General features: G+C 72.3%; 31 protein-coding genes. 19 read left to right on the top strand and 12 right to left on the bottom strand.

What is annotated here, in order from left to right:
- Nucleotide 1 precedes the first annotated feature (1 nt).
- From FXO23_RS13035 to FXO23_RS52500, 10 genes are all read left to right on the top strand, one after another.
- Nucleotides 2–895, top strand: a complete 894-nt coding sequence (locus FXO23_RS13035) for an LmeA family phospholipid-binding protein (RefSeq protein ID WP_158884416.1) — start codon at nt 2–4, stop codon at nt 893–895.
- 6 nt (nt 896–901) lie between these two features.
- Nucleotides 902–1,357: a TlpA family protein disulfide reductase gene (locus FXO23_RS13030; protein WP_158884414.1), complete on the top strand. Its 456-nt coding sequence runs from the start codon at nt 902–904 to the stop codon at nt 1,355–1,357.
- Between the two features lie 251 nt (nt 1,358–1,608).
- On the top strand, nt 1,609–2,049 hold the full coding sequence (locus FXO23_RS13025; RefSeq protein WP_158884412.1) for a DUF4395 domain-containing protein: 441 nt from the start codon (nt 1,609–1,611) through the stop codon (nt 2,047–2,049).
- Nucleotides 2,050–2,094: 45 nt separating this feature from the next.
- On the top strand, nt 2,095–2,943 hold the full coding sequence (locus FXO23_RS13020; protein WP_158884410.1) for a sulfurtransferase: 849 nt from the start codon (nt 2,095–2,097) through the stop codon (nt 2,941–2,943).
- The gene (locus FXO23_RS13015; protein ID WP_179956763.1) at nt 2,943–3,257 is read left to right on the top strand and encodes a DUF1416 domain-containing protein; all 315 of its coding nucleotides are present in this window, start codon (nt 2,943–2,945) and stop codon (nt 3,255–3,257) included. The genes FXO23_RS13020 and FXO23_RS13015 overlap by 1 nt, the downstream gene beginning before the upstream one ends.
- Before the next feature lie 99 nt (nt 3,258–3,356).
- The gene (locus tag FXO23_RS13010; protein ID WP_158884406.1) at nt 3,357–4,727 is read left to right on the top strand and encodes an MFS transporter; all 1,371 of its coding nucleotides are present in this window, start codon (nt 3,357–3,359) and stop codon (nt 4,725–4,727) included.
- A gap of 133 nt (nt 4,728–4,860) precedes the next feature.
- Nucleotides 4,861–5,484 (top strand): heme-binding beta-barrel domain-containing protein, encoded by a 624-nt coding sequence (locus FXO23_RS13005; RefSeq protein ID WP_158884404.1) that lies wholly within the window; start codon nt 4,861–4,863, stop codon nt 5,482–5,484.
- A 9-nt stretch (nt 5,485–5,493) separates the two neighbouring features.
- Nucleotides 5,494–6,105: a 5-oxoprolinase subunit PxpB gene (gene pxpB, locus FXO23_RS51010; protein WP_158884402.1), complete on the top strand. Its 612-nt coding sequence runs from the start codon at nt 5,494–5,496 to the stop codon at nt 6,103–6,105.
- A complete protein-coding gene (locus tag FXO23_RS51005; RefSeq protein ID WP_158884400.1) occupies nt 6,102–6,962 on the top strand; it encodes a 5-oxoprolinase subunit C family protein in 861 nt (286 codons plus the stop codon). The genes pxpB and FXO23_RS51005 overlap by 4 nt, the downstream gene beginning before the upstream one ends.
- 2 nt (nt 6,963–6,964) lie before the next feature.
- A complete protein-coding gene (locus FXO23_RS52500) occupies nt 6,965–7,684 on the top strand; it encodes a hypothetical protein (protein ID WP_179956755.1) in 720 nt (239 codons plus the stop codon).
- 65 nt (nt 7,685–7,749) lie between these two features.
- On the opposite strand, the gene FXO23_RS12985 is transcribed toward FXO23_RS52500, so the two are convergent.
- Nucleotides 7,750–8,598: an aminodeoxychorismate lyase gene (locus FXO23_RS12985; RefSeq protein WP_158884398.1), complete on the bottom strand. Its 849-nt coding sequence runs from the start codon at nt 8,596–8,598 to the stop codon at nt 7,750–7,752.
- A gap of 32 nt (nt 8,599–8,630) precedes the next feature.
- On the opposite strand from FXO23_RS12985, the gene ygfZ reads away from it, so the two are divergent.
- The 3 genes from ygfZ to FXO23_RS12970 are packed head-to-tail and all read left to right on the top strand — an operon-like array spanning nt 8,631 to nt 11,336.
- A complete protein-coding gene (ygfZ, locus tag FXO23_RS12980; RefSeq protein WP_158884396.1) occupies nt 8,631–9,758 on the top strand; it encodes a CAF17-like 4Fe-4S cluster assembly/insertion protein YgfZ in 1,128 nt (375 codons plus the stop codon).
- A gap of 43 nt (nt 9,759–9,801) precedes the next feature.
- The gene (locus FXO23_RS12975; protein ID WP_158884394.1) at nt 9,802–10,377 is read left to right on the top strand and encodes an RsiG family protein; all 576 of its coding nucleotides are present in this window, start codon (nt 9,802–9,804) and stop codon (nt 10,375–10,377) included.
- The gene (locus FXO23_RS12970; protein ID WP_158884392.1) at nt 10,374–11,336 is read left to right on the top strand and encodes an asparaginase; all 963 of its coding nucleotides are present in this window, start codon (nt 10,374–10,376) and stop codon (nt 11,334–11,336) included. The genes FXO23_RS12975 and FXO23_RS12970 overlap by 4 nt, the downstream gene beginning before the upstream one ends.
- Here the strand turns inward: FXO23_RS12970 and FXO23_RS12965 are convergent.
- Nucleotides 11,329–12,234, bottom strand: a complete 906-nt coding sequence (locus tag FXO23_RS12965; protein WP_158884390.1) for a DUF8083 family protein — start codon at nt 12,232–12,234, stop codon at nt 11,329–11,331. The genes FXO23_RS12970 and FXO23_RS12965 overlap by 8 nt on opposite strands.
- 217 nt (nt 12,235–12,451) lie before the next feature.
- Between FXO23_RS12965 and FXO23_RS12960 the strand changes: the two genes are divergently transcribed.
- The 3 genes from FXO23_RS12960 (at nt 12,452) to FXO23_RS12950 (ending at nt 14,618) form a co-directional block, all read left to right on the top strand.
- Complete coding sequence (locus FXO23_RS12960) at nt 12,452–12,640, top strand: DUF3073 domain-containing protein (RefSeq protein ID WP_158884388.1); 189 nt, start codon at nt 12,452–12,454, stop codon at nt 12,638–12,640.
- 103 nt (nt 12,641–12,743) lie between these two features.
- The gene (locus tag FXO23_RS12955; protein ID WP_158884386.1) at nt 12,744–13,604 is read left to right on the top strand and encodes a 3-hydroxybutyryl-CoA dehydrogenase; all 861 of its coding nucleotides are present in this window, start codon (nt 12,744–12,746) and stop codon (nt 13,602–13,604) included.
- 72 nt (nt 13,605–13,676) lie between these two features.
- The gene (locus FXO23_RS12950; protein ID WP_158884384.1) at nt 13,677–14,618 is read left to right on the top strand and encodes an alpha/beta fold hydrolase; all 942 of its coding nucleotides are present in this window, start codon (nt 13,677–13,679) and stop codon (nt 14,616–14,618) included.
- Here the strand turns inward: FXO23_RS12950 and FXO23_RS12945 are convergent.
- Genes FXO23_RS12945 through FXO23_RS12920 form a run of 6 tightly spaced genes read right to left on the bottom strand, consistent with a single transcriptional unit; the run spans nt 14,608 to nt 20,972 of the window.
- Complete coding sequence (locus tag FXO23_RS12945) at nt 14,608–15,444, bottom strand: ECF transporter S component (RefSeq protein ID WP_158884382.1); 837 nt, start codon at nt 15,442–15,444, stop codon at nt 14,608–14,610. The genes FXO23_RS12950 and FXO23_RS12945 overlap by 11 nt on opposite strands.
- Nucleotides 15,434–17,092, bottom strand: a complete 1,659-nt coding sequence (locus FXO23_RS12940; RefSeq protein WP_158884380.1) for an ABC transporter ATP-binding protein — start codon at nt 17,090–17,092, stop codon at nt 15,434–15,436. Before FXO23_RS12940 ends, FXO23_RS12945 begins: the two co-directional genes overlap by 11 nt.
- Nucleotides 17,089–18,111, bottom strand: coding sequence for a CbiQ family ECF transporter T component (locus FXO23_RS12935; protein WP_218951988.1), 1,023 nt, complete (start codon nt 18,109–18,111; stop codon nt 17,089–17,091). Before FXO23_RS12935 ends, FXO23_RS12940 begins: the two co-directional genes overlap by 4 nt.
- Before the next feature lie 40 nt (nt 18,112–18,151).
- On the bottom strand, nt 18,152–18,973 hold the full coding sequence (locus FXO23_RS12930; RefSeq protein ID WP_158884376.1) for a hypothetical protein: 822 nt from the start codon (nt 18,971–18,973) through the stop codon (nt 18,152–18,154).
- Entirely contained in the window at nt 18,970–20,427 is a 1,458-nt protein-coding gene (locus tag FXO23_RS12925) for a prenyltransferase/squalene oxidase repeat-containing protein (protein ID WP_158884374.1), read from the bottom strand. Before FXO23_RS12925 ends, FXO23_RS12930 begins: the two co-directional genes overlap by 4 nt.
- Nucleotides 20,427–20,972 carry a hypothetical protein gene (locus tag FXO23_RS12920; protein WP_158884372.1) on the bottom strand — a complete coding sequence of 182 codons (546 nt, stop codon included), beginning with the start codon at nt 20,970–20,972 and terminating at the stop codon, nt 20,427–20,429. The genes FXO23_RS12925 and FXO23_RS12920 overlap by 1 nt, the downstream gene beginning before the upstream one ends.
- Nucleotides 20,973–21,304: 332 nt before the next feature.
- Here FXO23_RS12920 and FXO23_RS12915 point away from each other — a divergent pair, with 332 nt between their 5' ends.
- Both FXO23_RS12915 and FXO23_RS12910 read left to right on the top strand, forming a co-directional pair.
- Nucleotides 21,305–22,201, top strand: a complete 897-nt coding sequence (locus tag FXO23_RS12915) for a Gfo/Idh/MocA family protein (RefSeq protein ID WP_425484859.1) — start codon at nt 21,305–21,307, stop codon at nt 22,199–22,201.
- A gap of 137 nt (nt 22,202–22,338) precedes the next feature.
- Nucleotides 22,339–22,995, top strand: coding sequence for a VanZ family protein (locus FXO23_RS12910; RefSeq protein ID WP_158884368.1), 657 nt, complete (start codon nt 22,339–22,341; stop codon nt 22,993–22,995).
- Here FXO23_RS12910 and FXO23_RS12905 read toward each other — a convergent pair.
- Together FXO23_RS12905 and FXO23_RS12900 are read right to left on the bottom strand one after the other, a co-directional pair.
- Complete coding sequence (locus FXO23_RS12905; protein WP_158884366.1) at nt 22,982–23,167, bottom strand: DUF397 domain-containing protein; 186 nt, start codon at nt 23,165–23,167, stop codon at nt 22,982–22,984. The genes FXO23_RS12910 and FXO23_RS12905 overlap by 14 nt on opposite strands.
- Nucleotides 23,168–23,187: 20 nt before the next feature.
- Nucleotides 23,188–24,033: a helix-turn-helix domain-containing protein gene (locus FXO23_RS12900; RefSeq protein ID WP_158884364.1), complete on the bottom strand. Its 846-nt coding sequence runs from the start codon at nt 24,031–24,033 to the stop codon at nt 23,188–23,190.
- Between the two features lie 281 nt (nt 24,034–24,314).
- Between FXO23_RS12900 and FXO23_RS12895 the strand changes: the two genes are divergently transcribed.
- Nucleotides 24,315–25,055, top strand: a complete 741-nt coding sequence (locus tag FXO23_RS12895) for a GNAT family N-acetyltransferase (protein WP_158884362.1) — start codon at nt 24,315–24,317, stop codon at nt 25,053–25,055.
- A gap of 4 nt (nt 25,056–25,059) precedes the next feature.
- Here FXO23_RS12895 and FXO23_RS12890 read toward each other — a convergent pair whose 3' ends face one another.
- Both FXO23_RS12890 and FXO23_RS12885 read right to left on the bottom strand, forming a co-directional pair.
- A complete protein-coding gene (locus tag FXO23_RS12890) occupies nt 25,060–25,998 on the bottom strand; it encodes a hypothetical protein (protein WP_158884360.1) in 939 nt (312 codons plus the stop codon).
- A gap of 3 nt (nt 25,999–26,001) precedes the next feature.
- Complete coding sequence (locus tag FXO23_RS12885; RefSeq protein WP_158884358.1) at nt 26,002–26,514, bottom strand: SigE family RNA polymerase sigma factor; 513 nt, start codon at nt 26,512–26,514, stop codon at nt 26,002–26,004.
- Between the last annotated feature and the right edge of the window lie 15 nt (nt 26,515–26,529).

Raw genomic sequence — 26,529 nt, 5'->3', positions numbered from 1 at the left:
AATGGTGAGCAGGCCGGTAACACAGGACGGACGCACTCCCCGGGGAACGACGCCCGACAGCCGGCGCCGGGGCCGTCGTGCCAGGAAGATCATCATCGTCCTGGTGGTGCTGGCCGGCTTGCTGGTGGCGGCCGATTTCGGGCTCGCGGCGATCGCCGAGCACGCGGTCTCGCAGAAGGCGCGCGAGCAGCTGAAGCTCACCGACGACCCGTCGGTCACGATCCACGGCTTCCCGTTCAGCACGCAGGCCATCGGCGGTGACTACCGCCACATCTCGATCTACGCGGCGGGCGTCCCGCTCCAGGACAAGCTGCGCGACGTCGAGCTCACCGCCGAGCTGCGCGACGTGACCGCCCCGCTGTCCGATCTGACCTCGGGCAACACCGGCGCGATCAAGATCGGCAAGCTGGAGGGCCAGGTCAAGATCAAGGCGAGCGACATCGCCCGGGTCGAACCGCTGACCAAGGTCGAGAACCTGCGCATCGAACCGGCCAGCGAGGACTACGTCAAAACCGGCCAGGACAAGAAGGAAACCGAGCCCACCACGACCGCCAACGCACCCGACGAGGACGATTCCTCGGCGGGCGTGCGGATCTCCGGGAATGTCCAGATCGCCGGGCAAAAGGTGGAAATCTTCTGCTTCGCCATGATCGAACTCGACAACAACACGATTCAATTCACGCCGGAGCGGCTGCAGTTCGGGAATGACAAGGAGACCACCATCGTTCCACCGGAGGTGCAGAAGGCGTTGCTGCCGAACTTCCGCGCGAGCGTGGACGTCGGCAGCCTGCCGTTCAAGGTGACGCCGACCGCGGTCAAGGTGGAAAGTGGTTCGGTGACGCTCAAGGGCGAGGCCAAGGACGTGACGTTCGCCGGAGTCACGGCGGGAAGGTGATCGCGCATGGCGGGGTTGTGGGTGCTGCTCGGCACGCTCGTCGTCGGGCTGGTCGCGGGGGCCGTGCTGCGCGCCCGCAACGGCCGGATCCGCGCCGCGAAGACCGCTGAGCCCGGGGAGGCCGCGGCTCCGGAAGAACGCACCGCGCTGCCCGCCCCGGTCGCCGACGCCCTCGACCCCGCCACGCCGATCACGCTGGTCCAGATCTCCACCACGTTCTGCGCCCCCTGCCGCCATGCGCGGGCGGTGCTGTCCCAGCTCGCGGACCGCACCGAGGGCGTGCGTCACGTCGACCTCGACGTCACCCAGCGGCCCGAGGTGGCCCAGCGGCTCGGCGTGCTGCGCACGCCGACCACGCTCGCGCTGACCCCCGGCGGCCGGGAACTCCTGCGCGTCAGCGGGGTCCCCAAGGCCCCCGAACTGCTCGAGGCGCTCCGGCCCCATCTGGCCCAGGTGTCGTAATCTCCCGGCATCTGGGAAGCGTCCCACTGGGTGAGCGCTGTTCCCACTCTGAGGGACCAGTGGGTACCCTCGTCGCCGTGGACAAGCTGCCCATCCATCTCCTTACGCAACGCCGCGCAGTCGATCTGTGCCGCGTGCGGAGCAGCCTGTGTCCGCTCCCGCGGGCACCGCGCTGAAGCGCGCCCGCCGCACCCCGGTTCTTCCCCGCCACGCGCGTCCGCGCGTTCCGGCCGTTCATATCGGGAGGTGACATGTCAGCAGGACCAGCCGTCGACCCCCGCGGACCGCGTTTCGCGGCCGTGCTCACCACGATCGTGCTCGCGGTCGTGCTCATCACCGGGTGGTGGCCGCTGCTCGCCGCCCAGACCGTGGTGTTCGCGATCGGCGCGTTCATCGGCCTCAAACCGGCGCCCTACTCGCTGATCTACCGCTACCTGGTCGCGCCGCGCCTGGGTCCGGCCGAGGAACGCGAGGACGCGGCGCCCCTGCGGTTCGCGCAGGCCGTCGGGTTCGTGTTCGCGCTCGCCGGCACGATCGGCTACGCGGCCGGGATCACCCCGCTCGGGATCATCGCCACCGCGTTCGCCCTGTTCGCCGCATTCCTCAACGCCGCCTTCAACTTCTGCCTCGGCTGCGAGATGTACCTGCTCATCCGCCGGTTCACCCCCAACGCCAGCGGCCAGCCGTCTTGAGCACACCCGCCCATCCGCGAGAAACAAGAAAGTGAGTGCCCCTCCATGAGCCGTGAAGACGTCCTGGTCACTACCCAGTGGGCCGAGGAGAATCTGGACACCCCCGGGGTGGTGTTCGCCGAGGTGGACGAGGACACCACCGCCTACGACGGCGGGCACATCCGCGGCGCGGTGAAGATCGACTGGCGCAACGACCTGCAGGACCCGGTGCGCCGCGACTTCGTGGACCGGGCCGGTTTCGAGAAGCTGCTGTCCGAGAAGGGCATCGGCAACGACGACCTGGTCGTCCTGTACGGCGGCAACAACAACTGGTTCGCCGCGTACGCGTACTGGTACTTCAAGCTCTACGGGCACGACAAGGTCAAGCTGCTCGACGGCGGCCGCAAGAAGTGGGAGCTGGACGGCCGCGAGCTGACCAGCGACGAGGTCAAGCGCGAGGCGACCGACTACAAGGCCAAGGAGCCGGACACCTCGATCCGCGCGTTCCGCGACGAGGTCGTCGACGCGATCGGCAACAAGAACCTGGTCGACGTGCGTTCGCCGGACGAGTTCTCCGGCAAGCTGCTCGCCCCGGCGCACCTGCCGCAGGAATCCGCGCAGCGCGCCGGCCACATCCCCACCGCGCTGAACGTGCCGTGGGCCAAGACCGCCAACGAGGACGGCACCTTCAAGACCGCCGAGGAGCTCAAGGAGCTCTACGCGGAGGAGGGCCTGGACACCTCGAAGGCGACCATCGCCTACTGCCGCATCGGCGAGCGCTCCAGCCACACCTGGTTCGCGCTGCACGAACTGATCGGGCTGCCGGACGTGAAGAACTACGACGGTTCGTGGACGGAATACGGTTCGCTGGTGGGCGTGCCGATCGAAACAGGCACAGCGACGGGAGCGAAATGATGGCAGTGAGCGACGGTTGCGGCGCGCCGGTGCAGACGGCGACTCCGTCCGATGTGGACACTCAGGGCCAGGTTGTGGTGGCGGGCAAGGTGACCGGGGCCGACGGGCCGCTCGGCGGCGCGTACGTCCGGTTGCTGAACGCCCAGGGCGACTTCGCCGGTGAGGTCCAGGCGTCGGCCGAGGGCGACTTCCGGTTCTACGCCGCCCCCGGCGCGTGGACGGTCCGCGCCCTGCACCGCTCGGGCAACGGTGAGGCCTCGGTCACCGCCGAAGGCCCCGGCCTGCACCAGGTGGCGGTGGCGGTTTCCGCCTGACCAGGCGAGATCCGGAAAGGGGCGCCTCCCGCGAGGGGGCGCCCCTTTTTCTTGGTCCACATTGCACTCAAGCCCACTTGAGCGGGCACCCTCGCGGCCGTGACGCAAACGGAAACGATTACCAATAAGCGTGGCAGTGCGCTCCTGCTCACCGCGCTGTTCCTCGGCACGTTCATGGCGCTGCTGGACGTCAGCATCGTCACCATCGCCCTGCCCAGCCTGCGGGACGAGCTCCGGGCGCCGCTGTCCCAGCTCCAGTGGATCATCGACGGGTACACCGTCGCGCTGGCGGCGCTGATGCTCACCGGTGGCGCGCTGGCCGACCGGTTCGGCCGCAAGCGGGTCTTCCTCACCGGGCTGACCGCGTTCACCCTCGCCTCGCTGGCCTGCGCGCTGTCCGGCGGCGCGGGCTGGCTCATCGCGGCCCGGGCGGTCCAGGGCGCGGCCGCGTCGGTGGTCACGCCCGGCGCGATGTCGCTGATCGCCCAGTCGTTCCCCGAACCCGCGCGGCGGGCCCGGGTCCTCGGGCTGTGGAGCACCGTCGCGAGCCTGGCGTTCGTGCTCGGCCCGCTGGTCGGCGGGCCGCTCACCGAGACCTTCGGCTGGCAGAGCATCTTCTTGCTGAACCTCCCGCTCGGCCTGTTCGCGGTGCTTCTCGGGCTGCGCCACCTGCCGGAGTCCGCCGACCCCGCGCACGCGTCCCTCGATCCGGCCGGTCAGGTCCTCGGCATCGCCTGGATCGGCGCGCTGACCTACGCCGTGATCAGCGCCGGGCACGCCGGGCTGACCTCGGCGGGCACGCTGGCCGCACTGGCCGTGGCCGCGGGCGCGCTGGCCGCCTTCGTCGTGGTGGAACTGCGCCAGCGCCACCCGATGCTGCCGATCCGGCTGCTCGGGCGGCCCGAGTTCGGCGTGGTCAACGTGGCCTCGTTCGTCCTCGGCTTCGGCACCTTCGGCGCGTTCTTCCTGCTGTCGCTCTACCTCCAGACCGCCCGGGGCGCGTCGCCGTCGGAAGCCGGTCTGCAGTTCCTGCCCTATGTGCTCGCCAACAGCGCCACCGCGCTGATCACCGGCCGCCTGGTCGCCCGGTTCGGCCCGCGGCCGGTGCTGCTCGCCGGGTACGTCCTGCTCAGCGCCGCCCCGCTGGCCATGCTCGTGCTCACCACGACCACGCCGTATCCGGTGGTGGCCGCGCTGTTCGTGCTCACCGGCGCCGGGATCTGCCTGGCCGGGGTCCCGACGAACGCCCTGGCCCTGCACGCGGTGCCCCGGGAACGCAGCGGGACCGCCTCGGCCACGGTCAACGCGGCCCGGCAGACCGGTTCGGCGCTCGGCATCGCCGCGCTGGGAGCGCTCCTGGCGACCGGCGCGGACTTCGTCGACGGCCTGCACCGCGCGCTGCTGGTGGCCGGGATCGTCACGCTCGCGGTGACCGTGCTCACGGCACTCACCCTGCGTCCGGCCCGATGAGCCGGTACGGACTATTGTGCTGGTCGTGGAGATCCTGTTTACGTCGCTGCTGGTGCTCGCGTTCGTCGCGGTCGTCTGGTTCGCCGTCTACGTCGTCTACCGGCTGTACGCGGACCAGCGCTAGTACACCGACATGACGAGCGGCGACGAAGCCATCCAGGCCGCCGAGCAGCGGGCGGAGAGCACGCGCGGGCGCAACCTGCCTCCGTACGGCGCCCTTCCGGACCTGCCGATCCCGGCGGACACCGCCAACCTGCGCGAGGGCCCGAACCTCAACGACGCGTGCCTCGCGCTGCTGCCGCTCGTCGGCGTCTGGCGCGGCGAGGGGGAGATCAACTACCCCACGATCGACGGGCCGAAGAAGTTCGCGCAGCAGCTGACCATCGCGCACGACGGCCGCCCGTTCCTCTACCACGAGGCGCGGTCCTGGCTGCTCGACGACGAGGGCAACGTGATCCGCCCGGCGGCGCGCGAGACCGGCTGGTGGCGGCCGCAGGCCGACGACACGATCGAACTGCTGCTCACCCACTCCAGCGGGATCCTCGAACTGTTCTACGGCAAGACCCGCGGCCAGGCGTCCTGGGAACTGGGCACCGACGCGGTGATCCGCACGGCCACCGCCAAGGAGGTCACCGGCGCGCAGCGGCTGTACGGGATCGTCAACAACGGCGACCTCGGCTATGTCGAGGAGCGGGCCATGGTCGGCCAGCCGATGCAGCCGCACGTCTCCGCCCTGCTGCGCCGCGTCGCCGGCTGACCGCCCGCGATGCGCTGGCGGCGGTACGGGACCGACGCGGTGCTCCTGGAATGCGAATCCCTGGAGCAGATGGCCGCCGCGCGCGCCACGATCGCCTCAGCGTCCCTGCCCGATCTCGTCGAACTGGTGCCGGGCGCGCGCAGCGTGCTGATCGCCGCCCGGCCCGGTTCGAAGGCGCTGGACGAGGTTCGCGCGCTCGTCGAGGCCGCGGATCTGAGCCGCCCGCCCGCGGCCGATCCGCGGGAGATCACCCTGGACGTCCGGTACGACGGCGACGACCTGGACGAGATCGCCCGGACCGCGGGAATCGGCGTGGACGAGGTGGTGGAACTGCACACCGGCGCCGAGTACACCGTGGCGTTCACCGGATTCGCCCCCGGTTTCGGCTACCTCACCGGACTGCCCGAACCGCTGCGGCAGCCGCGACTGGAGAACCCGCGGACCCGGGTGCCCGCCGGTTCGGTGGGGATCGCGGGCGAGTTCACCGGGGTCTACCCGCGCTCGTCGCCGGGCGGCTGGCGGCTGCTCGGGCGGACCGGCGCGGTGCTCTTCGATCCCCGGGACGACCGGCCCGCGCTGCTCGCCCCCGGCGACCGCGTGCGGTTCCGGAGCGTTTCGTGAGGGAGATCGAAATCCTCGAGCCCGGGGCGTCGGCGTTGATCCAGGACCTGGGGCGGCCCGGCCACGCGCATCTCGGCGTGCCGCCCTCCGGCGCCCTGGATGTGCCCGCGCTGCGCCTGGCCAACCGGCTGGTCGGCAACCCCGAGGACCGCGCGGGCATCGAGTCGGTGCTCGGCGGGCTGGCGCTGCGCGCGCGGGCTTCGTGCACGGTCGCGGTGACCGGACCGGCGGTGCGCGTGCGGGCCGGGGACCGCGAGATTGGCTCCCACGTGCCCGTGCACCTGGCCGCCGGGCAGGTGCTGCGGATCGGCGGCCCGGACACCGGATTGCGGTGCTACCTGGCGGTTTCCGGCGGGATCGACGTGCCGCCGGAACTGGGCAGCCGGTCGCGGGACGTGCTGTCGGAGATCGGCCCGCCGCCGCTGCGGGCGGGGGACGTGCTCCCGCTCGGCACCCCGCACGGGGTTCCCGCCGGGGCGGACACCGTCGCCCCGCCGAAGCTCGCCGACCGGCTCGAGGTGCCCGCGCTGCTCGGGCCGCGCGACGACTGGTTCGACCACGCGGCCGAGCAGCTGGCCGCGGAGTGGACGGTGGCCGCCGAGTCCAACCGGGTCGGGCTGCGGCTGGAGGGGCCCGCGCTGCGGCGGACCGAGCGGCGGCGCGACACCGAACTGCCCAGCGAGGGCGTCCTCACCGGCGCGATCCAGGTGCCGCCGAGCGGGCGGCCGGTGGTGTTCCTCGCCGATCACCCGACCACCGGCGGCTACCCGGTGATCGGGGTCGTGCCCGAACGGTCACTGCCCGCGCTCGGACAGGCACGACCTGGAACCCGGGTGCGCTTCCACCCGTCCATGTGAGCGTGGAAAGCGTCACGGTCACCGGGGGAGCCGGAGTCATCGATCTGCGCGGCGAGGACACGCCGCACGGGTTCACCGAAAGCCTGCTGTACTCCGGCGGCGCGGTCGCCGCGCTGGACGGTCCGGCCACCGGGGGGCACCGCCTGGTCGCCCGCGCCCCCGGCCGCCGCCCGGAACTCGGGGGCGGGCTGCGGATCGCGCTGGCGACCGGTCAGGTGAGCCGCCCGCTGCGCGACAGCCTGCGGCCCCTGCTCGATCTGCTCGCCGACGGTCACTACGAACTGAGCGGGCCGGAACGGCTGTTCGCCGACGAACCGGCCCCGGTCGCCTGGTCGGTGCCGGAGGTCGGCCCGGACCGCCCGGAACTGGTCGGCGACGGCCGCTACCTGGTGCCGACCGACACCTGGCCGCCCGCCGAGGACGACCGGGTCGCCTACTACCGGCAGGCGATCCGGTCGGGGCACCGGCCGGCGACGGTCCTGCTGGGGGTCGCGGGCGGAGCGGGCGCCGGGTTCGTGCTCGACGGTCACCACAAACTCGCCGCGTACCTGGCGGAAGGGGTGACCCCGCAGGTGGTGCGGATCGCCCGGACCGAGACCCCGGTGCTCGCGGCCGCCGAGCTGCGCGCCTGCCTCTCCGCCACCGCCCTGGGCCACCCCGCCCTGGCGTCCCTGCTCACCACCCTCGACGGCCACCCCGGTTCGCGACCAGAGGTGTCATGAGGGGTCCCCTCCAGACAAATTTTGTCTGGAGGGGACCCCTCATGGAAGTGCGGCGGGCCCGGGACCTAGGCGTATTCGGACTCGTAGGCGGCGGCGAGTTCGGCGTGCACGGCGGCCGAATCGGGCAGCGGTTCGCCGTCCAGGGTGTGCACGCGGGTGACCTTGCGGACCGACGAGGCCAGGAACACCCCGTCCGCGGTGCGCAGATCGTCCAGCCGCAGCGGTTCCACCTTGGTCGTCCAGCCCGCCCGCTCCGCGCCGCGGAACAGGCCCGCCTGCGTGGTGCCCGGCAGGATGCCGATGTTCGCCGGCGGCGTGTACAGCGTCCGCCCGCGCGCGACCACGACCGTGGACGTGGGCCCCTCCAGGACCGAACCGTCGCTCGCGGTGAGGATCACGTCCTGGGCGCCACGACGCCCGGCTTCCCGGATCGCGGCCATGTTGATGCCGTACGACAGCGACTTCGCGCCGAGCAGCAGCCACGGCGCGCGTTCGGCCAGGCCGGGGTCGATCCCGCGGTCCAGGGTGATCGCCGCGACGCCCTCGGCCCGCGCCTTGATCACCTTCGGGTCGATGGACAGCCCCAGCGCGTACCCGGTGGGCTTCGCCTCCGGATCGCCCTCGTACCCGCGGGTGTAGACCAGTTTGAGGGCGATCTCCCGTTCCCCGGTCCAGTTGTCGATCACCAGCCGGGTCGCGCGTTCGAAGGCGGCGCGGTCCGGCGCGGGGAGATCGAGCATCGCCGCCGAGCGGCCCAGCCGGTCCAGGTGCGGGCCGAGTTCTCTCGGCTTGCCGTCGACCACCAGGATCGTCTCGAAGATGCCGTCCCCGCGCATCAATCCGAGATCGTCGACCCGGATGTGCGGGGTTTCGGGATCGGCCAGGGTTCCGTCGAGGAAGGCGAGCACGCGCATGGAGGTCACCCTACGCGCGTAGGGTTGGACCTATGCGTGAACACTCGCCGCTGCTCGACCTGCGCGGATCCGTGGCCCCGCCGGACGACCATCCGGAGCAGGGCGTGCCCTGGCACTGGGGCGACCCGTTCGCCGAGCAGCGCACCGCCACCCGGGGAGTGGCCGTGGTGGACCGCTCGCACCGCGAAGTCCTCAAGGTGACCGGCGAAGACCGGCTTTCCTGGCTGCACCTGGTGATCTCCCAGCACGTGACCGAGCTGCCGGAGAACACCGGGACCGAGGCGCTCGTCCTGGATCACCACGGCCGGGTCGAAGCGCACATGATTCTGGCGTATGAGAACGGCACCATCTGGCTCGACTCCTACCCCGGCGAACAGGTGACCAGCGCGCTGCCCAAGGGCGGGCCGCAGCGCCTGCTCGACTACCTCGAGGCCATGAAGTTCTGGTCCAAAGTGGACATCACCGACGAGACCGGGGACCGCGCGGTGCTCACCCTGCTCGGCCCGGACGCCGACCAGGTCCTGTCCACAGTGGACATCGAGCTCCCGGCGGCGCCGTACGCGGTCACCGGGTTCGACGGCGGCTTCGCCCGCCGGATGCCCTGGCCCGGCCGGTCCGGCGTCGACCTCGTGGTGCCCCGCGCCGAGCTGACCGCCTGGTGGGAGCGGCTCACCGACGCGGGCGCCCGCCCGGCCGGGAGCTGGGCCTTCGACGCGCTGCGCGTGGAATCGCTGCGCCCCCGGCTCGGCGTGGACACCGACGACCGGACCATCCCGCACGAGGTGGGCTGGATCGGCTCGGCCGCGCACGTGGCCAAGGGCTGCTACCGCGGCCAGGAAACCGTGTCGAAGGTGCACAACGTGGGCCGCCCGCCGCGCCGGATGGTGCTGCTGCACCTGGACGGTTCGCCGGAGATCTACCCGGAGACCGGGGATCCGGTGCGGCTCGGCGAGAAGGTCGTGGGCCGGGTCGGCAGCGTGGCCCAGCACCACGAACTGGGCCCGGTCGCCCTGGCCCTGGTCAAACGGTCCGCGCCGATCGACGCCGAACTGCTCGCCGGGGACGGCGACCGGGTGGTGCAGGCCTCGGTCGACCCCGATTCGGTCCCCGAGGAGGGCGCGGCGCCCGGCCGGGAAGCGGCGCAGCGGTTACGCGGGTGACCCGGCTATGGCGCCGGAGCCCGAGATAGAGCAGGATGTCCGCGTGATCGAAGTCCGGCCAGGCGGGCGCCGTCGTATCGACCGCGTTCTGGACGCCGACTACGTGCGCTGTCTCCACGAGCTGGCACTGGACGTGCTGCGTGCGAGACGGGACGAGGCCGCCCAGGAGGAGACCGACCTCTCCTACCTGCGCCGCCTCCTGCACGCGCGGATCGACATCGTGCGCGCCGAGCAGCAGCGCCGCAGCACCGGCGGCGACACCAGCATCGTCGACCAGCTGGCCGCGATCCTCTCCGACAACGCGCTCGGCCCGGCGAGCGGTTCCGGACGGCACCAGCAGCTCGAGCCGACCCGCGCGGGCGAGCACCGGCGGCAGGCCGAGGCGCTGGTCGGCGATGCGGGGCTGTCCGACGTGGGCGCGCTGACCGACGAGAAGCTGACCGCGACCCTGGCGAACTACGCCGCCGAGGAGGCGTCGGTCTCGCAGCGGCGGCGCGAGGTGCAGGGCGTGGTCGACACCCTCAACGCCGAGATCGCGAGCCGCTACCAGCGCGGCACCGCGTCGGTGGACGAACTGCTCGCGACCGAGCGCCGCGCGAAGGACGCCGACCCGGAGTGAGCAACCCGGTACTGGCCGAGGTCGTCCGCTCGGGCTTCACCGAAAGCGTGCACCGCGGCGCCTGCGTGATCCTGCGCCCGGACGGTTCCGCGCACCGCACCGCCGGGGACGTCAAGGTCCCGATCTCCCCGCGCTCGTCGACCAAACCGCTGCAGGCGCTGGGCATGCTCCGGGCGGGACTGGAGGCCGGCGCGGCCGACCTCGCGTTCGCGTGCGCGTCGCACAACGGCGAACCCGGGCACGTCCGCCGCGCGCTGGACCTGCTCGAGCGGCACGGCCTGGACGAATCGGCGCTGCGCTGCCCGCCCGCGCTGCCGCTGCACGAGCCGAGCCGAGCCGGTGTCACACCCCGGCGGGCGGCGATGAACTGCTCCGGCAAGCACGCCGCGATGCTGGCCACCTGCGTGCGGCGCGGCTGGCCGACCGAGTCCTACACCGATCCCGGGCATCCGCTGCAGCGGCTGATCGCGGACACGGTCGCCGAGCTGACCGGCGAGCCGGTCGCGCACACCGGTGTCGACGGCTGCGGGGCGCCCTTATTCGCCTACTCGCTCGCCGGACTCGCCCACGCGTTCGGCACGCTGGTCCAAGCGACCGGCGGGCCGGAGCGGCGGATCGCCGACGCCATGCGGGCGCATCCGTGGCTGGTCGCCGGGACCGGCCGCGCCGACACGCTGCTGATGCTCGCGGTGGACGGGCTGCTGGCGAAGGTCGGCGCGGAAGGGGTGCAGGCGATCGCCCTGCCCGACGGCACCGCGATCGCGTTCAAGATCGACGACGGCGCCGCCCGGGCCCGCGATCCCCTGGCGGTCGCCGCGCTGCGCGCGCTCGGCGCGCTCCCGGAGAATCCGGCGGCCCGTTCGGTGCTCGAGGGCCTCGGCCGCGGTGCGGGCCTGGTGCTCGGCGCCGGACGCGAGGTCGGCGAGATCCGGGTGCCCGCGGACCTGTTCGCTAGTTGAGGTGTTCGCGGGCGGCCAGTTCGCTCCAGTACTCGCGCAGGTCCCGGAACAGTTCGGCGAGTTCCTCGACGTTCCCGTCGCGCAGCGCGTCCAGGATGCTGTGCACCTCTTCGGCCGAGGTGTCCGAGGCGAGGATCGGGTCGGCGATCAGCTGCACCAGACCGCCGTAGTCGAGTTCGATCGCCGACTCCGGGTGGAAGTTGTCCAGCCAGCGCGCGGTTTCGGCGAGGATCCGGGTCGGCCCGGATTCGCCGAGGGTGCTCTCCACCAGTTCCCGCGCCTCGGTCACCCGTTCCTTCGCGTCCCGCATGGCCGCCCGCCAGGACAGCTCGCGTTCCGGATCGGCCCGCCCCGTGCCCAGTTTGAGCCGCCGCTGCGCCGGATCGATCAGCGCGAACCAGGGCAGCGGCACGGTCCAGGTGGTCGACAGCACGTGCACCGCCGATTTGGCGACCTCGCCGAGCGCGGCGTTCGTGCGCGACCGGACGGCCTCGGCGGTGAGCCCGCCCGCGGCCAGCACCGACGCCCGCAGGGCCGGATGCGCGTCGCCGAGGAAGCTCACCAGCGCGGCGGCCGACCGGGCCCGCAGCTCGAGCGGGCAGACCAGCGGACCGGGCCCGACCGTGGTCTCGCCCACGACCGGGACCTGGGCGGGATCGAGCACCAGGACGTCGGTGCCGGTGGACGGCGCCGCGCGGCCGTCGGCGAGCTCCGCGGGCAGCAACCGGACCGGCGCCGCGGTCTGTGATTTGAGCCACATGCGTTGTTCTCGCTCACCGGCCAACGCCCTGGTCAGCTTCGCGGCCTCGACCGCCTGGAGCAGTTGCGGCGAGGGCGGCTCGCCGAAGGCGGACAGGGGTTCGTACACCCTCAGATACGCCACGAACGGTCGGAGCACCCCTGAATCGTGGCACGGCCGCCACGGACGGCCACCACCGACCGGCCGAACGGCAAGCTCCCGGCGCCCGGAGATAACACTGTCGCGTCCGGCACACGGTGCCACGTCGCATTCCACCCCTGGGACACGGTACGGTGTGGACAGGAAACAGTTGTCGAGACGATGCGGGGCCGCCGTTTCCCCCGGCCGCCCCGCCCCTGTGCGAGGGGGTCGAGCCATGGGGCGCGGCCGGGCTAAGGCCAAGCAGACGAAGGTGGCGCGAGAGCTCAAGTACAGCACTCACGACACCGACTTCGATGCTTTGCAGCGCGAGCTGTCCAGTAAATCCTCTTCCGACAGGCACGAGGACGACAAGCGGTACGACGAGGACCCGTACGACGACGGGTACGACGACTACCGCCGTTGAGGCGCGTTTGACGCGAGGGTGGGAGCCGGGTGACACCTGGCACCCACCCTCTCCTCTCGCGTGCGCCCGCACGCGAATCGCCTAGGTAGGAACGGAGTTTGCCGTGGCAGATATTCAACGGGTCGGCGTGGTGGGTGCCGGGCTCATGGGTTCCGGTATCGCCGAGGTGCACGCGCGGGCGGGAGCCGACGTGGTGGTCACCGAGGTGAGTCAGCCGGCGCTGGACGCCGGGCGGGCCCGGATCGAGAAGTCGCTGCGGCGCGGTGTGCGCAGCAGCAAGCTCTCCGAATCCGACGCCGAGGCGGCGCTGGGCAGGCTGTCGTTCACCACCGATCTGGACTCGTTCCGCGGCGTCGACCTGGTGGTCGAGGCGGTGATCGAGCAGGAGCAGGCGAAGATCGACGTGTTCCGCTCGCTGGACAAGATCGTCGAGCGGGAGGACGCGATCTTCGCGTCGAACACCTCGTCCATTCCGATCATGAAGCTGGGCATGGCCACGGCCCGGCCGCAGCAGGTGGTCGGCATCCACTTCTTCAACCCGGTGCCGGTGCTGCCGCTGGTGGAACTGGTCCCGTCGCTGCTGACCAGCGAGGAGACGATCAAGCGGTCCGACGAGCACGCCACCGGGACGCTCGGCAAGACGGTGATCCGGTCGCAGGACCGCGCCGGGTTCATCGTGAACTCGCTGCTGGTGCCGTACCTGCTCTCGGCGATCCGGATGATCGAATCGGGCTTCGCGTCGGCCGAGGACATCGACCGCGGGATGGAGCTCGGCACCGCGCACCCGATGGGCCCGCTGCGGCTGTCCGACCTGATCGGGCTGGACACCATCAAGGCGATCGCGGACTCGATGTACGCCGAGTTCAAGGAGCCGCTGTACTCGTCGCCGCCGCTGCTGCTGCGCATGGTCGACGCGGGCCTGCTCGGCAAGAAGACCGGGCGCGGCTTCTACCAATACGAGTAGCAACTTTCGTTGCCGAAAGCCGGCAACTTCTTCGGCTGTCGCAGGTGATCGGCGCTCGGTTTGACTGGGCGCATGAGCGAACTGACCAGACGTTCCGCGATCATCGCGGCCGGGATCGCCGGGGCGGCTACCGTCGGCACGGCGAACGCCGACGACCGGCGTCCCCGGCGCGGGGTCACCACCTTCGTCTTCGCGGCCGGGGCCAACGGCGCCGCGGGGGCGCCCGCCGAACTCGTGCTGCGCGGGCACCGCGCCGTCGGGGTCGAACTGCCCGGGCACAGCGCGACCGACGCCCAGTTCCGGCTGTCCTACCAAGCGCCGCAGGACCTGGCCGCCCTGGCCACCGAGCCGTCACCGCTGGCCGGGGTCACCTTCGAAGACCAGATCCAGGCGACCGTCGACGTGGTGCGGCGCGCGGCGCGCTTCGGGCCGGTGGTCCTGGTCGGCACGAGCATCGGCGGCGCGACCATCAGCCTGGTGGCCAACCGGGTGCCGCACCTGATCGACCTGCTCGTCTACGACACCGCGTTCTGCTGCGTGAACCTGGCCAAACCCAACGAGTACATGCTCACCCCGGAAGCCGCGGGCACCCAGGTGCTGGCGCTCGCGGGTTTCGCGATCGGGGATCCGAAGGCGATCGGCGCGGCGCGGTCCAACTGGCGCCTGGCCGACCGGCAACTCCTGGCCGCCGCGAAGAAGGCGCTCATCGACGACGGCACGGACGCCGAGTTCTACGGGTTCCTCAACACGATGGCGCCGGACGAGCTGGCCACCAAGGGGGAGACGGACGCGCGCGGGCACGTGGACACCTGGGGCCGCGTTCCCCGCGCGTACGTGCGGCACACCGGGGACAACCTGATCCCGCTCGCGCTGCAGAACCGGATGATCGCCGAGGCCGACGCGCTGACCCCGCGCAACCGGTTCCGGGTCTTCGACGTGCCCAGCGGCCACGTCCCGAACGCGGAGAACATGGCCCGGCTGATCGACATCCTGGACGGGCTGGCTATCCGGTGAACGTGACCGGGGCGTCGAAGGCCGCGCGGCGGGCCGATCGCCGCAGGATGGCCAGGATCGCGCGGCCGACGAGCAGGATCGCCACGACGTTGGTGATCGCGCGCCCGGTGTCCCAGCCGAACGTCGAGGTGAGCACCGTGAACACCAGGAACCGGTGCAGGTTCTCGCCGATCGGCGCGCCGGGCACGAACGACAGGCCCGCGGTCTCCGCGCTCATCGACGCCCCGGCCAGGAACGGCCAGAACCACATGTTCATCACCAGCCCGAACCCGTACGCGGCGACCACGCCGTAGGCGCACAACATCGCGATCTCCGCCTTGCCGCGCACCCGCCGGGGGAGCAGCCCGGCGCCGAGCCCGATCAGCGACGAGCTGAACATCTGGAACGGCAGCCACGGGCCGACCCCGGCGGTGAGCAGCGCGGAGGCGAACACCGAGGTGGAGCCGAGCGCGAACCCGAAGCCCGGCCCGAAGACCCGCCCGGCGAGCACCAGCAGGAAGAACACCAGCTCGATGCCGCCGGTCCCCGCGGCGAGCGGCCGCAGCCCGGCGTTCACCGCGGACAGCACCCCGAGCAAGGCGAGTGCCTTCGCGTCGATGCCGCCACTCGACAGCTCCGCGAGCACGACCAGCATCAGCACCGGCAACGTGACCATGAACAGGAACGGCGCGTCCACCGCGTGCGCCTGCCCGCCCGCGGGCGGCGCGGCGAACAGCGGCCAGGTGAACATCGCCAGCCCGAGCACCACCGCCAGCCCCAGCGCGGCCCCGGTCCGCGGACTGATCCGGACAACCCTCGGGCCACCGAGGAAGTCGTCACTCCCCATCGGCCAAGGCCTCCGCCACCTCGTCCACCGTCAGCCAGTCACCCAGCACCTTGGCCACCTGCGGCGCGAACGCGGGCGAGGCGACCACCACCTCCTTCGTCGGCCCGTCCGCGACGACCTCCCCTTCGGCGAGGACCAGCACCCGGTCGGCCACCGACGCGACGAACTCGACGTCGTGCGTGGCGAGGACGATCGCGTGCCCGCTCGCGCGCAGTTCCCGCAGCACCTCGGCGAACCGCCGCTTCGCGTGGTAGTCGAGCCCGCGGGTGGGCTCGTCGAGCAGCATCACCCGCGGCGCCGCCACCAGTTGCACGGCCAGCACCAGCGCGAGCCGCTGCCCCTCGGACAGGTCCCGCGGATGCTTCGCCCCGCCGATCCCGGGCGCGAGCCGGTCCAGCAGCGTCCGGCAGGCCCCCGCCGCCGACCCCGATTCGCGGTCCGCCTGCGCACATTCCTCGGCCACGCTCTCCAGGTACAGCAGATCCCCGGGCGTCTGCGGCACCAGCCCCACCAGCGCCCGGGCCCGGTGCGGTTTGAGCCGCCCGGGATCCTGCCCGCCGACGTCCACCTTCCCGCCCTGCCGCGGCCCGCTCCCCTGCAGGGCCCACAACAACGACGACTTCCCGGACCCGTTGCGGCCCATCATCGCCACGATCTCCCCGGCCCGCAGCCCCACGCTCACCCCGCGCACCGCCACCTTCTCCCCGTACCGCACCACAATCCCCACCGCCTCGAGCGCCAGTTCCCCCAATGTGGCTTTCGGGGCACTGGAGGTTCCCAATGTGGCTTTCGGGGCGTCTGATGTCCCCAATGCCGCATTGGGGGACTTTCGGTGGGGGGAGAGATGGTCGCGGAGGGGGCGGGCGAGGCGGCGGGCGTCGCGGACCGACAGCGGCAACGGGTCCCAGCCCGCCAGGCGGCCGAGTTCGACCAGGGGTGGGGCGACTTCCGAGGAGGCGAGGATCTCGGCGGGCGGTCCGGAGTGGACGGTGCCGTCGCCGGGGAGGTAGAGGAGGCGGTCCGCGTAGTGCACCACGCGTTCCAGGCGGTGTTCGGCGACGACGACTGTGGTGCCGAGATCGTGCACCAGGCGGGTGATCGCGGCGAGCACGTCCTCGGCGGCGGTCGGGTCGAGGGCGGAGGTCGGTTCGTCGAGGACGAGCACGTCCGGGTGCGCGGTGAGCACCGCGCCGATCGCCACGCGTTGCTGCTGGCCGCCGGAAAGTGTCCGGAGTGGACGGTGGCGCAGCTCGGCGATGCCGAGGAGGTCGAGGGTTTCCTCGACGCGTTTGCGCATGACGTCCGGGGCGACGGCGAGTTGTTCCATGCCGTAGGCGAGTTCTTCCTCGACGGTGTCGGTGACGAATCCGGCGAGGGGGTCCTGGCCGACGACACCGACCACGGCAGCCAGTTCGCGCGGCGGGTGGTCGGCGGTGTCCACACCGGACACCCGGACCGTGCCGCGCAGGCAGCCGCCGGTGAAGTGGGGGACGTGGCCGTTGATCGCGCCGAGCAGGGTGGATTTGCCCGCACCGGTCCGGCCGGTGACCAGGCAGAGTTCGCCCTCCTCGATCACCAGGTCCACTGTGGACAAAGCGGGGCGGGTGGCTTCCGGGTAGGTGACGGTCACCCGGGAGAACTCGATCATCGGGACGCCTCCGTGCGGGGAGCCGGGGCCAGCCCGGCGGGGAGCACGCCGACCAGCAGCGATCCGGCGTGCAGCGGGGAGAGTTCCGGCCAGCGGAGGGGACTCACCGACGAGTACAGGGCGCCCGCGTCGAGACCCGCGGCGAGCACGAACAGCGCGCACGCCCCCGCGCCCGACGCGGCGACCAGGGTTTCCGGCCACCGCCAGGGATCCGGCCGGTACGTGCTCCGCCGCACCCGCCGCCCGCCGAGCAGGAATCCGGTGATCGCGACCGCCAGCCCGGCCAGCAGCATCGGCACGCCGAGCGGACCGGAGGTCCCGTCGAGCACGCCGTACACGCCGACGCACACCCCGAGCAGGCCGAGCAGCACGCACGCGCCGGTGAGCACGCGCATCCCGCGCGGCACCGAAGCCCGGCGGCCGTAGCCCCGGGAATCCATCGCGGCCGCGAGCAGCAGGGAGCGGGCCAGCGCGTCTTCCAGCACGGGGACCAGGATCCCTTTCAGGGCACGCATTCCGCGCTGCCGCCCGCCGCGCAGGCGCCGCGCCCGGCGCACCCGGCCCACGCTTTCCACCAGTTGCGGCGCGACCGACAGCGCGACGGTCACCGCGGTGCCGATCTCGTACAGCGCCCCGGGAACGGCCTTGAGCAGCCGCTTGGGATTGGCCAGCGCGTTGGCCGCGCCCACGCAGAGCACCATGGTCGCCAGGCGCAGCCCGTCGTAGAACCCGCCGAGCAGTTCCTCCGCCGACGCGGGGCCGAGCAGGGTGATCCCGGCGGCGATGTCCGGCAGCGGGATCTCCGGCAGGCGGAAGAGGATGTGCCCGCCGTCCCGCCCGCCGACCAGGATCCGGAACAGCACCCGGGTCACCACGATGAACGCGCCGACATACGCGTAGAGCCGGAACGCCAGCGCCCACGGCGCGTCGCTGCGCCGGGTGGCCACCACGAACCCGAGTACCGCGATGATCAGCCCGAGCAGCAGGGGATTCGTGGTCCGGCTCGCCGCGACCGCCATCCCGAGCGCCCACAACCACCACGCACCGGGATGCAGGTTCCTAGGCACCGCGCCCGCGCCGCCGCCACGCGACGAAACCGGCCGCGCTGCCCAGCACCAAGGCGCCGACCCCGCCGATCAGGGCGCCCCACGGGAACCCGCCCTCCGGCGAGGCCGGGGGCAACGATTCGCCGCCGGTCCAGGCCACCCCGCCCGGGGCGACCCCGCCGACCGAGGTCGTCGGCGGTGCGGCCGGGGTGGTGGTCGTCGGTGCGGCGGAAGTGGTGGGCGCGGCGGGTGGTGCGGGCGGCGCCGCCGAAGGTTGCGGCGCGCCGCCCCGGCCGGGGATCGGCGCGTCCTGCGCCTCGGGCGGGGGCGGCGGGGCGACCGGCTGGCCGGGCCGGACCGGCGCGATCCGCGGCGCCGGATTGCTGCCCGCGGTGTGGTTGCGGGAGAACGACCAGCCCTCGAAGCTGCCCGCCGGGGGGTTCCGGTTCTGCAGCCCGTACTGGCTGGGCCGCCAGCTGCCGCCGTTGGACGCGTGCCAGTAGCCCCAGTGGGCCTCGTTCGGCGGGGTGTCGATGCACGGTTCGGCATCGGGGCCGGGTTTGCCCTCGAGGCGGCAGACGAACCCGAGTCCCCAGCGATCGGTGCCGGTGATCTCGATCCCCGCGTTCTGCACCGCTTCGAGCCCGGTCTCCGGATCACCCGGTGCGCAGCGGATGAGGACGTCCCCGCCGAGGTCCTGGAAGTCGACGACCACCGTGACCCCGTCCGGGCCGGGGCAGTAGCCGGGCGTGCCCCGGCGGTGGTCGACGGCCAGGGCCGGTGCGGGCACCGCGAACAGCAGCGCGGTGACCGCGGCGAGCCGGAACAACCTCACGAAGTACCTTTCGTTGTGCGGCGGGTCAGGAACCAGTACCCGGCCCCGGCGATCGCGAAGCCGAGCAGCACCGAGGCGCCGATGCCCCACGGGCCGCGCAGGAAACCGGCGAACCCCGCGTCCGGGTCGGGCAACGCGTCGGCGCGGCCGATCGACAGCACGGTGGCCGGGGGCGCGGCGGCGTCGGCCGGGCCCTGCGGCGCGGGTGGCGCCACCGGCGGCGGCAACGGCAGGGTGGCGCCCGCCGGGGAGAACGGCGTCTCGGGGGTACCCGGGGGCGACGGCGTCCCGGGATTTCCGGGAGTACCGGGTTTCCCCGGCTTTCCGCCGCCGGGCCGGGCCGGGCCCGGGGCTGGGCCGCCTTCGTCGCCGCCCGGATCGACCGGACGCGGCGGGATGGCCGTCGGGGCGGTCGCGGCGAGCCCGAGCAGCGCCTGCGCGGTACCCCGGCGCAGCTGGTCCTGCGGGCCGGCGCCCTTCCAGTACGCGGCGGGATCCTTCTGGATCTCCAGGTACTTGTCCGCCGAGTACGCGATCGCGCCCGCCATCTCCGGGACGGCGATGTCGGCGGGCAGCTGCATCGAGGCCAGCCAGCCGGTCGCCCGCCCCGCGTTCGCGCGGTCCCCGGCCCGGGTCAGCGCCAGCGCGCCCAGTCCGGTGCTGTTCGCGTTGGGCATGCCCTCGCCGACGAAACCGCCGTTCGCCTGCTGGTGCTGCCGCAGCCAGGCCACGCCCTTGTTCAGCGCGGCGGGGTTCGCCCCGGTCTCGGCCAGCGCCCAGACGGCCATCGCGGTGTAGTCCGGGCCGACGTTCGGTTCCTCGGCGGTGCACGTCGAACCCACCGCGCCGGGTGCCGGGGCGGGCCGGAACCCGCCGCTCGGGCACTGCTGGCGCAGCAGGTAGCCGACCGCGTTCCGCGCCACGCTCCGGTCGAACTCGTGCATCGCGATCAGGGCGAGGGACTGGGAGAAGACGTTCGACAGGTCGAACTTCGGGTCGTAGGCGCCCGGGCGCAGATCCCGGTAGCGGCCGTTGTCGTCGAGCGTCTCGCCCAGCCGCGCGACCAGATCGATCGGTTTGCCGTCCGAATCGTTGCCCCAGTCCCGCGGGTTCACCCGCGCGTGCACGGCGACCAGCAGGTACTTGGCGGTCAGCCCGGACGTGCGGATCTTGGCGCTGAAGTAGGTCTCCCGGAGCTTCTGCGTCGCCCGGCGGAACTCGTCGCCGGTTTCCCCGGCCGCGTGCAGGCCGAGCAGGACGTCCGCGACCAGGCCGCCGTCGGAGGTCTTCGGGTTGGTGGACGGCAGGGTGTAGCCCAGCCGGACCAGTTCCCGTTTCAGGAACCCGGCCGCGGCCGACGCCTGCGGAGAAATCTCCGCGGACGCCGGCGCGGCCGTCACGGCGAACGAGACGAGCAGGCACCCCAGCAGGGCGCCGCAACGGCGAAAAACCATCAGCTACCGGAAGGCCAGTTCGGGTCCTTGGCCTGGGCCAGCGTCAGGCTCATCTGGTTCGGGTCGGACGCGGTTCCGGCGCCGTAGGAGAAGCCGAGCACCACCCCGGCGGCCGGGACGTAGGTGTCCACGCCCTCGGAGGCGTAGGTCCAGTTGGCGTTCGCGCTGTCCGGCACCCAGAACGCCCAGTACGGCGCGTTCGGCGCGAACCCGGTGCACGGGTCCTGCGCCGGGGCCGGTTTGCCGTTGATCCGGCAGAGGTATTCGTACGGTCCGGTCTGGCCCTCGCCGGTCCCGTGCTCCGGGTTCAGGCCGACGTCGGCCAGCGCGGCGAACGCGGTGGCCGGGGTGCCGGTGTCGCAACGGCGGATCACCGAACCGCCGGGAAACTTGGTGAGGTCGGCGACCACGGTGACCCCGGTCGGGCCGGTGCACGGCCCTTCGGTCCAGCCGGCCACGCGGGCCGGGGCCGCGGTGGCCGGGCCGCCGATCAGCAGTGCGGAGGCGAACAGGGTGAACAACAGGGCGAGCACACGCCTTGTCATGTCGTTGCCTTTCTCGGGCTGGCATCCCGCAGCCCCGGACCGGCCTTGTGAGCCGTCGGGCCCGATGACTGCGAAACGCGACAGTGAAGCCGGGCCGAAACCGGGATGGCGGTCCGGCTCACCACGGCCGCGGGTCCACGGCCGTCGCATACGGTTGCGCGTCAGCGCCGGATTCGCACCGGCTTTCCCACCCCAGATTCGCGAGGAGCACGCACAGGCGTCCCCGAGGAGACATTAACTCAGTCAGGTGACACGGGGAAAGGCGATCACCGCCACGCGCGGTGCCTGTCACCGGAATGCCGCACCGAATCGAGTAAGGCAGGATGGCGCGCGTGGATGAGCAACTGCGGGTGGGTCTGGTCGGCGCGGGACCGTGGGCGCGCACGGTGCACGCGCCCGGCCTCGCCGACCACCCGGGAACCGTCCTGGCCGCGGTGTGGACCCGCCGCGCGGAACGCGCGCGCGAACTGGCCGAACCGCACGGCGCGGCCGTCGCCGCCGATTTCGGCGAACTGCTCGAGCAGGTGGACGCGGTCGCGTTCGCCGTGCCCCCGGCCGTGCAGGCCGAGCTCGCGGTCCGGGCCGCGCGAGCCGGGAAGCACCTGATCCTGGAGAAGCCGATCGCCCCGGACCTTCCCGCGGCGCGGCGGATCGCGGACGCGGTGTCCGAGGGCGGGGTCGCCGCGCTGGTGGTGCTGATCCTGCGGTACGCGATGGAAACCCAGGACTGGCTCGCCGACCTCGCCGGTTCCGGCCGCTGGGCCGGTGGGAGCGCGCGGTGGCTGACCGGCGCGCTGCTCGGCGACAAGTACGGCAACTCCCCCTGGCGGCACGAGCAGGGCGCGCTGGCCGATGTCGGCCCGCATGCCCTGGACTTGCTGGACGCCGCGCTCGGCCCGATCACCCGGGTGCTCGCCGCGCACCGGACCGGCGAGGACCTCTGGCACCTCCTCCTGGAGCACGACGGCGGCGCGACCAGCACGGTCACGATGTCGATGCGGTTGCCGATCGAACCGAGCGTCGTCGAGGTCGCGGTCTACGGCGATCGCGGCTACCGGGTGCTCGCCCGCAAACCGGGCGCGGCGAACGCCGCCTACACCGCGCTGCTGGACGATTTCGCCGCGCTGATCGCCAGCGGCGTGACCGGGCACCCGTGCGACGTGCACCGCGGCGTGCACCTGCAACGCCTCCTGGACGAGGCCCGCGCACTCGCCACCCGGCCCCGATAGCAGCGGTTCCCCGGCAAGTACACGATCGCCGCGCCCGCCACTTCAAGATCACCTCAACGGGCGTCCCGTTGAGCGCGCCAAGATCGTCTTGTGCTGCGAAAGTGATCTTGGAGTCGCGTTCGGGGAAAGGGGAACGCGTGGAAAATCTGCTGCGCGATTTCGGGGCCATGATTCCGATCGCCGCCGTCATGCTGCCGGTCGCGCTGCTCGGCTGGCTGGTCCTGGCGGGGCGCTCCGGTCGAAGACGCGGCGCGGTGCTCGCCGGGATCGACGTGAGCATCGCCCTGACCGCGGCGCTGGCGCTGTGCCTGGTGACCCTCCCGGTCCCCGGGAAGCACGGCAGCCGGTTGCATCTGCTGCCGGGCGAGGACGTGCTCACCGCGTTCGGCGAATACGGCTCGGCGTGGCAGTTCGCCGGGAACCTCCTGCTGCTCGGCCCGCTCGGCGCGCTGGTACCGCTGCGCTCGCCCGCGCTGCGCTCGCTCCCGCGAGTGGTCCTCGCCTCGCTGACCGCGTCGACGCTGATCGAGCTCACCCAGTACCTGATCCACGCCGGCCGGGTCACCTCGACCGATGACGTGCTGCTCAACACCCTCGGCGCGGCGGCGGGCGCGACCCTGACCCGCGGCTGGTGGCGCGGGCCGATCCCGGCCCCGGTGGTGCCCGCGCCCAGGACGGGTGTCCTGATTTCCCGGCCGGTCGTCCCGGCGCCCGTCCGCACGCCGTGCGTACCGGAACGCCGATACCCCGGCATGCCGCGGCAGATGGTATTAAGCCGGGCTATAAGGCGTTGAGAAACTCATGCCACCGATTGGGTGACACGAATAGCGCGCCCGCGTCGAGATCCTTCGAATCGCGCACGCCGACCGTCGAACCGGTAAAGGCCACTTCGACGCAGTTGGACGTGTCACTGCTGTACGAACTTTTGCGCCACGCAAAGGTGCCGCGATCCCCGCTGTCCGTCATCCCCGCTCCCCCTGAGCTGCTCAGATGCGATCCGCCACCGAAAAGATGAGCTCAACGGAGTCGGCGGGAGCCAGGGCATCGTCGAGAATGCCCCCGAGCGCCAGCCGATAGTCCGCCAGATCTTCCGGTTCCTCAAGGAACAAACCGATTCCTTGATTCTCAATATGTACCAGGCTCGGTTCACCCGCGAAATCCATCAACACGAACGGCCCACGCAGACCGGCGTTCGCCCCCGCGCCGAGCGGCACCACCCGGACCGTGACGTTCGGATGCTCGGCGGCCGTGCCGAGTTGGCGCAGCTGCCGCCGCATGACCCCGCCGTCGCCGATGACCCGGTGCAGCGCGGTTTCGTCCACGACCGCCAGGTATTTCAGCGACCGGCGCCGGAGCAACGCCTGGCGAGCCATCCGCGACGCCACCAGGGTGTCCAGCTCGGCCTCGGTGATCGCCGGGTTGATCCCGCTGATCACCGCGCCGGCGTATTCCGCGGTCTGCAACAGACCCGGCACCAGCGCGAGTTCGTAGTTCTGGATACGGATCGCCCGCGACTCGAAGTCGATGAGCTCCTTCCACAAATCGGGCAATCCGGATCCCGGGCTGTGCCACCACCCCTGGTCGCCGGACTTTGTCACCAGCGCCAGGATTTCGTCGCGGCGAAGCTCGGGAACGCGATAAAGGGCGAGCAGGGCGGCGACGTCGTCGAGGTGCAGTCCGCGGTTCCCGGTCTCGATCCGGCTCAGCTTGCTCGCCGACATGCCGAGCGTCTCGGCGACCTCCGCGCCGGTCAGTCCGGCCTCCTCGCGCAGGCGCCGCAACTCCGCGGAGACCTGCCTGGATCGCACGCTCGTGCCCTGAGATGATGCCATGATCCGATATTTCGCGAAAACGCGTGGTGTACACAATCGTGCAAACGGATTACGTGCACTCAATTTGGCAAGGTGCCATCACACGCCGTGTCCGCCGGCGCCCGGTGGGCCGGAAAATCGGTTGGCGACCGAGGCCGATCGTGGAAAGCTGCCCACGGCCGTGTTCGCGGCCAATCCTTCGAGCACCGGGAACGCCATGACCTACCCCCGCAGCGGTACCGCCATGGCCATTCGCGCGCCCGGCGCGCACGTTTCCGCATGCTCGAAAGGATTACACCGAGATGTCAATACAGTCCTACCTCCGGCGCAACGCGACGCACGGACGTGACACCGAGCGGATCGGCCCGTTCCTGGCGACCTTCTCGCCCGGCACGGCCAACCCCTTCCTCAACTACGCGATCCCGGACGACGGCGCCACGCCCCGCCAGTCCGATGTGGACGGTCTGACCGAGGCGTTCCGGCGGCGCGCTCTACTGCCCCGCTTGGAATTCATCCCCGGCACCGCACCGGCGGCCGAGCGGGTGCTACTCGACCGCGGGTACTCGGTGGAGCGCCGGGTGCCGCTGATGGTGTGCCCGCCCGGCTCGGTCGCCGGAGTTCCGGTTCCGCCCGGCATCGAACTCGTGGTGCCCGCCTCCGACGCGGAGTTCGCCGCGATGTCCGCCGCGCAGCACATCGCCTTCGGCGAACCGGCGCCGATCGACCCGGTCGAACATCCCACCATCGTCGAGTCCGGCGGCTTCGCCGTGCTCGCGCGGGAAGCCGGCGCCGGGGCGACGGTCGGCGGCGGGGTCGGTGACGTGGTTTCCGAACGCACCACCGAGATCGCCGGGATCGGGGTCCTCGAGCCCTACCGGCGGCGCGGGATCGCGGCCGCGATCACCGCGTTCCTCACCCGGGAGGCGCACGAACGCGGTGTCCGCACGGCGTTCCTCACCCCGGGCGGCGAAGCGGAGGAACGCGTCTACGCCCGGGTCGGCTACCGGCCCGCGGACGAGATGCTGCACCTGCGGCTCGAGTAGCCGCTCAGGGCCCCAGGTGCAGGGTGGCGGCCAGCTGCCTGAGCTGGTCCGCCCCCAGCCGCCCCGGACGGTCCGCCGAGACGAAACCGGACAGCCCCTGACCCAGGTCGAGGATCGTCACGCTCGTCTCGGTGACCACCGCGGGCCGACCGCCGACCTGGTCGTCTGCGACGGCCCCGGGGTCCTTCGGGCGAATCCCGGCCGAAACCGGTTCCCCGGGGGCGTCCGGCGTTTCGAACACCACGCGGACCGAGGGTTTCCGGTCCGCCTTGCCGATCGCGCTCACCACGCCGGTCCAGACTCCCGGGGTTTCCACCCGGAACGGGATCTGGACCGGCGTCGACGCATCGGGTTCGACGCTCTGCGCGACCCGGTGCGCCCTGTCCCGCGCGTCCGGCAGATCCGCCGGAACGCTCGCGACCGCCCACGCGCCGTCGGTCCACTCCCACGCGATCTCCGCGCGGCCCGGGGTGTCCAGCCACACCGCCCGGCGATCGTGCACCGGGGGCGCCGGATCGCCCGCCGGGTCGAACTGGCGGCCCGCGTACAAGGTCGCGGTGGCGGCCGGGGCCGCCGGATCGGTGCTGCGGTCCGGTTTCAGGTAAGCCCGCTGCCGGTACTTCCCGGTTTCGAAGGCGTACGGCGTGAAGCCGCCCGCCGAACCGATCCCGAACTCCTGGCGCCGCACGTCGAACTCCGTCGGCGCCGAGGCGACCCGCAGATCCCCGGCGCCACCGGACCATCCGGCCACGAGGTTCGGCAGCCCGGCGACGGCGAGCGCGGTCACCGCCGCGGCGACCGCGGCGCGGACCGCGAGCCGGGCCCCCTTCCGGCGGCGGCCCGTCCGGATCGCGCGCTCGATGTCGACGCCCGGCCCGGTTTCCGGTCCGGCTTCCCGCAGCGGCCCGAGCAGGCGGGCGGCCTCTCGATCGGTCTGCTCCATCCGCTACTCCATCCCCAGGCTGACGGCCGGTCGCTCGCCGAGCTGGCGGCGCAACGCGGCGAGCCCGTTCGAGGTGAGGCTCTTGACGTTCCCCGCGGAACAGCCGAGCAACCGGGCGACCTCGGCGACCGGCTGGTCGTACAGGAACCGGAGCACGAGCACCGCCCGCTGCCGCGCGGGGACCCGCGCCAGCGCGGCGTGCAGCACCTCGCGGACCTCGACGTCCGGCCCGGGCGGGGCGGTCCGCGCCGGGGTCTCGGCGACCAGCCGCACCCGGGACAGCCAGCCGCGCCGCTGCTCGTTGAGGAACGTCCGCACCACGATCGCGCGCACGTACGCGTCGAGGTTGTCCGCGGCGGCCGCCTTGCGCCAGTGCACGTACAGCCGGGTGATGGCGGTCTGCACGATGTCGTCCGCGCGATGCGGGTCGCCGCAGAGCAGGTACGCGATCCGGCGCAACGCCGGCAGGCGCCCGGTCACGTACTCGGTGTAGGCCTGCTCGTCCCCAGCGCGCACCCGCCCACCTCCTTC

Origin of the sequence: Amycolatopsis anabasis (assembly GCF_009765355.1) — a bacterium.
GTDB lineage: Bacteria > Actinomycetota > Actinomycetes > Mycobacteriales > Pseudonocardiaceae > Amycolatopsis > Amycolatopsis anabasis.
The sequence above is the reverse complement of the archived record's forward strand: the minus strand, read 5'-3'. Positions and strand labels throughout refer to the sequence as shown.